The organism is Acetanaerobacterium elongatum (genome assembly GCF_900103835.1).
Classification (GTDB): domain Bacteria; phylum Bacillota; class Clostridia; order Oscillospirales; family Ruminococcaceae; genus Acetanaerobacterium; species Acetanaerobacterium elongatum.
In genome coordinates this window covers 1-10,032 of sequence record NZ_FNID01000058.1, presented here as the reverse complement: position 1 = coordinate 10,032, position 10,032 = coordinate 1, and the positions used below count along the sequence as shown (strand labels likewise).

The following is a 10,032-nucleotide window of genomic DNA, read 5'->3' as shown; positions in this document are numbered from 1 at the left end:
TTGTGTTCCTGAACGAATTGCATTTTTTTCGCAGATAGTGTGCAGACCACATCCGCCAGCAAGATATTCCAAGACAGCTTTCTTCTTTAATTCGGAGCTGTAAACGCGGTTCTTTTTTGTCGGGGCAAGACCCAAAGCACCCTCCTGTCGATATATCCGAGCCCATCTGGCTATTGATGCAGGTGCAACCTTGGCTCGTCTGGCGGCTTCCTCTCTTGAAATTTTCCCAGATACATACTCTCGAGTGATTTTAACTTTTTCAGTAACCTCTATTTTAGATTTTTGTGGCATAAAAATACTCCCTTCATGATGAACAGTGTTTGTTATTTCACTGTCTCTCATAAAGGGAGCATATCAGAAGGAAGGATGCTCTTGGATTGTGGCGTCTGGGGGCAAAGAACTATTAGTGCGAGAACAGCTGGGCCATGTAAAACGCCACTCGGTACTGCAAGGCATTGGATGGCGTTTTATGGAATCAATCTAACTTGCTAGGCATTGGCATTACAGTAAACGCTTATTGTTTAATCTCACAGACTACGTGCATAGCTTGTTGTGGTTTTTGCTGAAAATTATGCCCAGTGTTAAAAAACTATTGACAATATCCACTGGCTTGAGTATACTCATCACATAGGGTAAACGATTACCCATTGCATCGAGGTAGAGGGCATGGATAACAAGAAAGTGTCTGTAAAGGATATTGCCAGATTAGCGAACGTTTCGATTGCCACCGTATCTCGTGTGCTCAACAAGAACGGCCGCTATTCCGCCGAAACCGAGCAGCGGGTATTGGATATTGTAAAGCAGTATGGCTACACGCCTAACGCAAGCGCCAAAAGCCTGCGAACCAACCGCAGCCAGAGCATCGGGGTGATTGTGCCCGACATTACTAACGAATTCTTCGCAAAGATTGTTCGCTCGATTGAAAACAGCATTCTGCCTTATAACTACTCGGTTTTTATCTGCGATTCCCACGAGGACGCGAGGCTGGAAAATCAGCACCTTGCCAATCTTATAGCTAAAAACGTGGACGGCGTAATCTACATCTCGGGCAAATCCGATGTGGCGGCCCAGGATGAAGAAAACGACCTTCCGGTTGTATATATCGACCGTATGCCGGAGCACGCCTATGCTACGGTTCAATCGGATAACGAATATGGCGGTTACCTTGCAACCGAGGAGCTTCTGCGCAAGGGCTGCAAAAGAATTGTTTTACTAAGCGATATGAGGCCGCTTTCCTCCGTTTCACAGCGTACCATGGGGTATATAAAGGCACATGAAAAGTATGGTGTTACGGTTATAAACGACCTGAAAGCCGACGGTGGGGCAAGCTACCACATTGCCAAGCAAAAAACTGCTGAACTGGTTGAGAAGGGCGTTACATTCGACGGTATTTTCGCCACTAACGACATGATGGCGCTGGGCGCCCTGCATGCGCTGCTGGAGCATAAAATCGAGGTGCCGGGGCAGGTAAAGCTTGTGGGGTTTGATGATATATCGCTCTCAGGCTTCTGCGAGGTTCCCATTACCACCATTACGCAGAATACCGAGCGCATCGGAGAGCGCGCGGTAAAGGTGCTGATGAAGCTGATGCTCGGCGAGGCAAATGACGCACAGCATTATGTGGTTCCGGTATCACTCAATGTAAGAAAATCGACATAACTGAGGTAAACTTCGTTTGAATTTGCGAGTTTACCTGATTTTTTGGGCCGTTGGGTAAACCTTTACTCAACTTGCTGAGGGAATAGAAGGGGCAATCAGATTTCATTTGGTTTAAGTTTACCCCTTAAGCTAAAGTGATAATGGGTAACACGGCGCTTGATTGAGTAAACCATTACCCAATAAATAGCACAAATATCAATTATAATATGTTGAAATAATGTGCAGAAACACTACAAGACGGCAAACGGGCAGTTGATAAAAACGATAAGTTTAAACTAAGCATTATAAGTAATAATAAACACTGGAAAGAAGTAATTCTAGGAGGCCACCATGAAAACCTTAGTGGAAATGAGAAAAGTCACCAAGCGGTTCCCCGGCGTAGTGGCACTCAAAGACATTTCCTTCGACATTCAAGCCGGAGAGGTGCATGTGCTGCTGGGTGAAAACGGCGCGGGCAAATCTACGCTCATGAAGATTTTAAGCGGCGCATACCAGCCCACCGAGGGCACCATAGTGCTGCACGGCAGGGAATACTCCAGCCTCACGCCGAAGGATGCCTATGAAAACGGCATCAGCATCATCTATCAGGAGTTGAGCGTCATCGACGAGCTGTCGATTCAGGAAAACCTGTTCGTCGGCAAGCTGCCCACCAAGAAGACGGCGGGCTTTATTACCACCGTAGACCAGAAGGTAATGCATGAAAAGGCATTGGATTACTGCAAAAAGGTTGGATTGAAACGAGACCCCAGAACCATGGTGGAGGAGCTTTGCATCTCAGAGAAGCAGCAGGTGGAGATTGCAAAGGCGTTGGCCGGCAACTCTGAGGTGATTATTATGGACGAACCCACCGCCTCGCTGACCATGGAGGAGACCAACCACCTGTTTAACATCATCCATCAGCTCAAGCGCGAGGGTAAGGGCATTGTATATATCTCTCATAAGATGAAGGAAATTAAGGAGATTGGCGACCGCGTGACCGTGTTAAAGGACGGCACCTATGTGGGCACCCGTAACGTAGCGGATGTTGAGGTGGACGAGCTGGTTTCAATGATGGTAGGCCGTGAGCTCAACCTTGAAAGCTTCAGCAACCATGAGCTGGATATCGCAAAGCAGCCTGTAATCTTTGAGGCAAGAAACATCTCACGCAGGGATAAGCGCGTAAGGAATGTATCCTTCCAGCTGCACAAGGGCGAAATACTCGGCTTCTCCGGCCTGGTTGGCTCGGGGCGTACCGAAATGATGAACGCTATCTTCGGCGCAGAGCCGAGGGAGAGCGGCGAGGTTTACATTAACGGCAGAAAGGTGGATATTACAAACCCCTATTCCGCCATTAAGAACGGGCTTGCAATGGTAACCGAAAACCGCCGTGAAACCGGGTTTATCAATACGATGGACATTAAAAAGAATATCTCATTGCTGCCCTACATTAAAACCTCCCGCGCGCAGGGCTTAGTGGGCCTGGTGAGCGAGAAGTACGATAAAAAAACCGGTGAGGAACAGCGCAATAGCCTAAGAATCAAGTGCGCCGATATCGACCAAAGCATCCTGCAGCTTTCGGGCGGCAACCAGCAGAAGGTGATACTGGGCAAATGGCTGGCGGCTGATTCAGAGATTATCATCTTTGATGAGCCTACCAAGGGTATTGATATCGGCAGCAAAAGTGAAATCTATGCGCTGATGAGAAAGCTTGCCGACGAGGGTAAGGGTGTGCTGGTGGTATCCTCTGAGCTGCCGGAGCTGCTGGCGGTGTGCGACACCATTATGGTGTTCCGTGAGGGCCAAATCGTAAAGACCTTCCCGCGTAAGGAAGCGACAGAGCAAAGCATTATCCGGGTTTCTACCGGTGAACTTTCTGATGAGGTGAAATAAGATGGAACAAACTCAAAACAGATCAGGGCTTTCATTTAATGCAATTTGGCAGCGCTATGGTACAATGGGTATTCTGCTCCTGCTTCTTGCCATACTGGCTATACTAAGGCCGGGCAGCATCTTCTCTACCGAGAGCATTCCACAGATTTTAACGCAGAGCTCGGTAAACATTCTTATCGCGCTTGGTGAATTCTTTGCCATTCTCATCGCGGGTATCGATCTGTCGGTGGGTGCCGTAACCGCGCTCAGCGGCATGATGACCGCCAAGCTGATGATTGCGGGCCTGCCTCCGGCGGCAGCGGTGATTTTAGGCGTACTGTTTGGTTCCTTCTTAGGCTTTATTAATGGTTCGCTTGTGAATGCTACCGGCTTGCATCCCTTTATTATTACCCTCGGTACCGACGCCATCTTCCGTGGTGTTACGCTGATTACCTCCAACGCCCGCTCGGTGTTCGGGTTCCCGGCCTCCTTTACCGTTGGCATCAGCAGCTCGGTTATCGGTGTTCCCATTCCGGTAATTATCGCGCTGATAACCGCGGTTGTGTTGGGCTTCTTTACCGTAAAAACCAAGGCGGGGCGAAATATCTACGCATTGGGCGGCAACCAGCAGGCGGCGTGGTTTTCGGGCATTAACGTAAAGCTGCACACCCTTCTGGTGTTCATCATCTCCGGCACCTGCGCAGGCATAGCGGGTGTGGTTCTGCTCGGGCGTGTTGGCGCGGCAGAGCCGGGTGCCGCAAGCGGCTTTTCCACCTACGCTATTGCTGCTACCATCATCGGCGGCACCAGCTTCTTCGGCGGCAAGGGTAAGATATTCGGCGTAGTAATGGGCGGCCTGATTATCGGTGTAATCAACTATGGTATGAATATACTTACCGTTTCGAGCAGTTACCAGCAGATTGTAATGGGTGTGCTGATTATTATCTCGGTATTCCTTGATAAGCTGCTCGCAACCAAGAAATAAACACAGCCCAGGAAAGGAAAAATTGTAAAGATGAATGAAAAACCTTTTTTCTCCCCATCCTTAATGTGTATGGATTTGTTGGATATTAAGAATCAGGTAAACATCCTTAACTCCCGCGCAGACTTCTACCATGTAGATATTATGGACGGGCACTTTGTAAAGAACATCACCCTGTCTCCCGACTTTGTGAAGGTGTTAAGCACAATCTCCACCATCCCCATCGACTGCCACCTAATGGTGACCAGCCCCGATGATTATATTGAAAGCCTTGCCAAGGCAGGTGCCGGGTATATCTGCCCGCACGCCGAAACCATCAACACCGACGCGTTTCGTATCATCAACAAGATTCGCTCGTTAGGCTGCAAGGTGGGCGTAGTGCTCAACCCTGCAACACCGCTCTCCTACATTCAGCACTATATCCATCTGGTGGATAAGATCACCATCATGAGCGTCGACCCGGGCTTTGCCGGCCAGCCCTTTATCCGCGAGATGCTGGATAAAATCCGCGAGGCTAAAAGGCTCAAGCAAGAAAACGGCTACCATTACCTTATTGAGATTGATGGCTCCTGCAACGAAAAAACCTATGCCGAGCTGTATAACGCCGGCGTTGAGGTATTCATTCTAGGCACCTCCGGTCTCTTTAATCTGGATGCCGACCTTGAAAAGGCTTGGGATAAGATGAGGGAGATATTCAGAACTCAAACCGGGCAATAACGGCTAAAGCGCGCTGTACGGCAATGATCTTGCCCATTTTAGGATGATACTGCCAAAGTACCGGGGCAGGGTTAGGAGCATTATGGTAAAGGATTATGTAATTGGTATAGATATAGGCGGAACGAATTTCCGCATCGGTTTGGTTTCTGCCGAGGGAGAGCTTGAGCACTTTCAAAAGAAGTCCAGCAGCATCCTCTCAGAGGGGAATGCTGCAGAGAACCTGCTTACCCAGATTAACAAATATATAGACGAGTGCAACACACGAGGCAGGGTAAAGGCGGTAACCATCGGAATCCCTTCCATTGTAAGCAAGGATAAGAAGACGGTGTATTCTACCCCAAACCTAGATGGCTTTGATAACATCGACCTTGCCACCCCGCTTCAAACCGCGCTGAATATCCCTGTTTTTATTGACAGAGACGTAAATTTCCTGCTGCTCAATGACATTAAGCAGTGCCGCCTTGACGTTAATTCCACCATCCTGGGCTTTTATATCGGCACAGGTTTTGGCAACGCCGTGTATATTGACGGCAAATTCCACACCGGTAAAAACGGCGTGGCGGGTGAACTGGGGCATATTCCTCTAAACGGTATTACCGAACGCTGTACCTGCGGCAATATCGGCTGTGCCGAGGTGATCTGTTCGGGTAAGCACCTAGAGGAGCTTGCGAAAAACTGTTTTCCGGGCACTGAGATTGCGAATATTTTTGCAGAGCATGCAGACGATAAGCGTATCAGAGATTTCGTGGAAGACTTGGCAATACCTATTGCAACCGAGGTGAACATCCTCGACCCTGATACCATCATTGTTGCGGGAGGGGTGGTTATTATGAAGGGCTTCCCAAAGGAGCTGCTTGTAAATGCCGTCCGTGAAAGAACACGCAAGCCATACCCTTCGCAGAACCTGGAGATACTCTTTACCGAGCATACGCAGTACAGCGGTGTATTGGGCGGTGCTGGGTTTGCGTATCAAAGGCTGAATGCTGTTTAAGCCCTTCAATTGTTTTGATTACGCAGATGCGTATTCAAATAGATTCAAAAACTTTAGGAGGCTGTTTATGAAAAAGCGCATTGTATCAGTATTCTTTGCATTGGCTTTGTTTTCCTCCGTTTTAGCAGGCTGTACCCCCAACAAGGCAGGAGCATCCTCTGCTGCTGCTTCCTCCGGAGCGAGTGCCCCGGCTGAAAGTTCTGCTCCCAGCTCGGCAGCGGTAAGTTCCACAGCGGCAACCGGCGAAGCAGAATATGCTGTAGTGCTGAAAACTCAGGCATCCGACTTCTGGGTGAAGATGAAGGATGGCATTGTTGCCAAGGCAAACGAACTGGGTATTAAGGTTGACGTTTATGCCGCACAGTCTGAAGAGGATACCGAAGGTCAGCTGAAGATTCTTGAGAACTGCTTAACCAAAAACTATAAAGCCATCGGCGTTGCGCCGCTTTCGCCGGTCAACCTGATCCCTGGTGTTGTTAAGGCAAACCAGAAGGGCATCTATGTAATGAACATCGATGAAAAAATCGATATGAACTCACTTAAGAGCTCCGGCGGCAGTGTAATCGGCTTTGCTACCACCGATAACGTACAGGTTGGTAAAAAGGGCGCCGAATACATCATTAGCAAGCTCCCCGAAGGCGGCAAGGTTGCCATTATCGAAGGCAAGGCAGGAAACGCCTCCGGCGAAAGCAGAAAGCAGGGCGCTACGGATGCATTTAAGGCCAACAATAAGTTTTCCATCGTAGGCAGCCTGCCCGGAGACTGGGACAGACAGAAGGCGCTTGACGTTGCCACCAGCTTTATTCAGTCTAATCCCGACCTGAAGGGTATCTATTGCTGCAACGATACCATGGCTCTGGGCGCACTGCAGGCCGTTATCAACGCCAAGAAACTAGGGCAGATTATAGTTGTAGGCACCGACGGTGATGCCGAGGCTGTAAAGTCGATTAACGACGGTCAGCTTTCCGCAACCGTTGCACAGGATCCCGGCGCAATCGGCGCAAAATCGCTTGAAGAGATGGTGAAGGCCGTTAAGAATCAGGCAAAGATCGACTCGAACGTAGAGCCTGCCATGATTCCGATTGAGTCTAACCTCATCACCAAGAAATAATCCGCAATCCTCCCTTTGTCAATGCCTTAGAAAGAGGATATTGTCCTCTTTCTAAGGCAATATATTTTCTTAAGGAGACTGCACTATGAAGATTGCAATAGGGTGCGACCATGTAGGCTTTGAGCTTAAAGACCGGCTGATGAATCACCTGAAGGAAAAGGGCATAGAATATAAGGACTTCGGCACCTATTCGAGCGAGCGCACGGATTACCCAATCTATGGCGAGGCCGTAGCCAATGCCATTGTGAGCGGTGAGTGCGAAAGAGGCATCCTTATCTGCGGAACGGGGGTTGGAATCTCCATCTCCGCCAACAAGGTGCCGGGTATTCGCGCAGTAGTGTGCAGCGAGCCCTATTCCGCGCTGCTCTCCCGCCAGCATAACGATACGAACATCCTTGCCATGGGTGCCCGTGTGGTGGGAAGTGATCTTGCACTGATGATTCTGGATGCGTGGCTCTCGGGGGAGTATGAGGGCGGACGCCACCAAAAACGCGTCGATATGATTGCCGCAATCGAGGCAAAGCAGACTGGTACTTTGAGGACTTAACTTAAAATGTTAACTTGCCCATATGTATTGCTTATAGTTATACCCGGTTAAGAAGTTGCCAGCGCATCGTATGAGCACATTCTATCAGAGATTAGTATTGGCGCGAGAAAACGCACCATAAGAAATATGTCAGCCGTAAAGCAAGGAACGGGCGTTTTACGAATAAAAAATTCGTAAAACGCCCGTTCTTTGTTACCTCCGGCAATTTAACATCTTGCCGACAGAGTTTTTGAAAGATTATTTGCTGAAGCTAGCCAGTTCCTTTAAGCAGCTTTGGCAAATGTTCTTGCCGCTGAAGGTGGTTACGTTGCTGGCATCACCGCAGAAAATGCAAGAAGGTTCATACTTTTTAAGAATAACCTGGTTGCCCTCTACATAAATTTCTAGGGAATCCTTCTCGTTGATGTTCAGGGTACGGCGCAGTTCAATTGGAAGAACGATACGACCCAGTTCGTCAACTTTTCTTACAATACCTGTCGATTTCAATGTTTGTACCTCCATATTTTTCATATTTTGTGTCGAATTACTGTCAACATCATTACTATACTACAATTCGAGTCAAATGTCAAATACTAGTAAGAAAAAAAATAAAACATTTTGTTAAACAACTGTAAATAACAGCAAACAATTCAAAATTAAGTTCTGGGAATCAATGCGATTTTTTTAACGGAATTCCGTCGATTAAAGCGTTTTAATAAAATAATTTATCTCATTTTCCACTGCTTGTACATCCAAAAATGTAAAAAAAAGAATGTCGAAAAATAGACAATTTTCTGATGAAAAATCCATTTCTGTTTTTGAGAAAAATGTCATGAAATTTGGTATTTTATAGCATAAATCATGTAGTTTCAAGGCTTTTTAACCGAAAGGAGGAAGATAAGTTAATGATGACATGGATTATTTCAGCCATGATTTTTCTTGCCGTTGTATTTGGAATTTTAAACGGAAAAATGGAAAATGTGTCTTCGGCTGCGATCGGCAGTTGTGTAGATGCTGTTCATCTAAGCCTGACATTATTAGGTGGAATGTGCCTGTGGAGCGGGGTCATGAGGGTTGCAGAAAAGGCAGAATTAACAAAAACTTTAAGCAAAATTCTTGCACCTTTAACAAAGTTGTTTTTTAAGGGGGTTAATCCTCAAGGAAAAGCTGCCCAAGCCATTACTATGAACATGTCGGCAAACCTGTTAGGCCTTGGCAATGCCGCAACCCCGCTTGGCATACTGGCTGTTAAGGAGCTTGCCAAGGAACTGAATACGGGGGATACCGCACCAAAGCAGATGATCATGTTTGTAGTGCTCAACACCGCCTCCATGACAATTATCCCCACCACTGTGGCTACGCTGCGCCTGAAATATGGGGCAGCAGCGCCGATGGATATTCTTCCCAGTGTTTGGATTGCCTCAATCACCGCTATAACCTGCGGCGTGCTGATGACCTTTGCGCTTAGTGCCGTTTTTGACAGAAGAGCAGGAGGAAGGGGCGGCGGATGAGTTTTTCAAGCTTTGTAATACCCCTTGTAATCCTTTTTATATTCTGCTATGGAATTTACAAAAATGTCGATGTGTTTGACGAGTTTGTGGCAGGCGCGAAGGAGGGGGTTACCACCACCATCAACGTGCTGCCCGCGCTGATTGCCATTATGACGGCAATAGGCATGTTCAAGGCCTCCGGTGCTTTGGATGTGCTTACAAACGCTCTGGAGCCCCTTGCGTCGCTGCTGCAGATGCCCAAGGAGATTACACCGCTGATGATACTTCGCCCGATTTCGGGCAGCGGAGCGCTGGCGTTTGTAGAGGATATTTTAAAAAATCATGGCCCCGACAGTATGGCCGGACGCATAGCCAGCGTAATTATGGGCTCTACCGAAACAACCTTCTATACCATTGCGGTTTATTACAGCGCGGCGGAAATCCGTAAAATCCGTTATACCGTACCATGTTCGCTTACAGCCGATTGTGTGGGCTTTATTATGAGCACTGTGCTTGTAAGAATATTCTTTCCCATATAGCGTGGTTATACATAAAAAATGATTACAGAAATTGCCAAAACAAACGATCGCGGCGGTTAGTACCGCCGCGATTCATATTGTAGCTTCAGCGCAAAAAACCACCAGCTCTGCTGGTGGAATTAGAACGCTTATAGCGAAAAGAGGTCCTCCAGTGATAGAATGATGAAGG

11 protein-coding genes are annotated in these 10,032 nt (G+C 47.8%); 9 read left to right on the top strand and 2 right to left on the bottom strand.

The window, feature by feature from the left end; all coding sequences use genetic code 11:
• On the bottom strand, positions 1–342 hold a 342-nt coding region (locus tag BLR50_RS13900), incomplete at its 3' end, for a helix-turn-helix domain-containing protein (protein WP_143008134.1).
• 324 nt (positions 343–666) lie between these two features.
• On the opposite strand from BLR50_RS13900, the gene BLR50_RS13895 reads away from it, so the two are divergent.
• From BLR50_RS13895 to rpiB, 7 genes are all read left to right on the top strand, one after another.
• A complete protein-coding gene (locus tag BLR50_RS13895) occupies positions 667–1,659 on the top strand; it encodes a LacI family DNA-binding transcriptional regulator (RefSeq protein ID WP_092643660.1) in 993 nt (330 codons plus the stop codon).
• Positions 1,660–1,989: 330 nt separating this feature from the next.
• Positions 1,990–3,528: a sugar ABC transporter ATP-binding protein gene (locus tag BLR50_RS13890; RefSeq protein ID WP_092643657.1), complete on the top strand. Its 1,539-nt coding sequence runs from the start codon at positions 1,990–1,992 to the stop codon at positions 3,526–3,528.
• 1 nt (position 3,529) lies between these two features.
• A complete protein-coding gene (alsC, locus tag BLR50_RS13885; RefSeq protein WP_092643654.1) occupies positions 3,530–4,492 on the top strand; it encodes a D-allose ABC transporter permease in 963 nt (320 codons plus the stop codon).
• 30 nt (positions 4,493–4,522) lie between these two features.
• Positions 4,523–5,206, top strand: coding sequence for a D-allulose 6-phosphate 3-epimerase (gene alsE / locus BLR50_RS13880; protein ID WP_092643651.1), 684 nt, complete (start codon positions 4,523–4,525; stop codon positions 5,204–5,206).
• An 82-nt stretch (positions 5,207–5,288) separates the two neighbouring features.
• Positions 5,289–6,197, top strand: coding sequence for an allose kinase (gene alsK / locus BLR50_RS13875; protein WP_092643647.1), 909 nt, complete (start codon positions 5,289–5,291; stop codon positions 6,195–6,197).
• Positions 6,198–6,264: 67 nt separating this feature from the next.
• Positions 6,265–7,308 carry a D-allose transporter substrate-binding protein gene (alsB, locus tag BLR50_RS13870; RefSeq protein ID WP_092643667.1) on the top strand — a complete coding sequence of 348 codons (1,044 nt, stop codon included), beginning with the start codon at positions 6,265–6,267 and terminating at the stop codon, positions 7,306–7,308.
• Positions 7,309–7,393: 85 nt separating this feature from the next.
• Complete coding sequence (rpiB, locus tag BLR50_RS13865) at positions 7,394–7,855, top strand: ribose 5-phosphate isomerase B (RefSeq protein ID WP_092643642.1); 462 nt, start codon at positions 7,394–7,396, stop codon at positions 7,853–7,855.
• Positions 7,856–8,092: 237 nt separating this feature from the next.
• Here rpiB and BLR50_RS13860 read toward each other — a convergent pair whose 3' ends face one another.
• A complete protein-coding gene (locus BLR50_RS13860; RefSeq protein ID WP_092643639.1) occupies positions 8,093–8,341 on the bottom strand; it encodes an AbrB/MazE/SpoVT family DNA-binding domain-containing protein in 249 nt (82 codons plus the stop codon).
• Positions 8,342–8,739: 398 nt separating this feature from the next.
• Here BLR50_RS13860 and BLR50_RS13855 point away from each other — a divergent pair, with 398 nt between their 5' ends.
• Together BLR50_RS13855 and BLR50_RS13850 are read left to right on the top strand one after the other, a co-directional pair.
• Entirely contained in the window at positions 8,740–9,345 is a 606-nt protein-coding gene (locus tag BLR50_RS13855) for a nucleoside recognition domain-containing protein (protein ID WP_242871776.1), read from the top strand.
• Positions 9,342–9,863, top strand: a complete 522-nt coding sequence (locus BLR50_RS13850) for a spore maturation protein (protein ID WP_092643636.1) — start codon at positions 9,342–9,344, stop codon at positions 9,861–9,863. The genes BLR50_RS13855 and BLR50_RS13850 overlap by 4 nt, the downstream gene beginning before the upstream one ends.
• Positions 9,864–10,032: the final 169 nt, after the last annotated feature.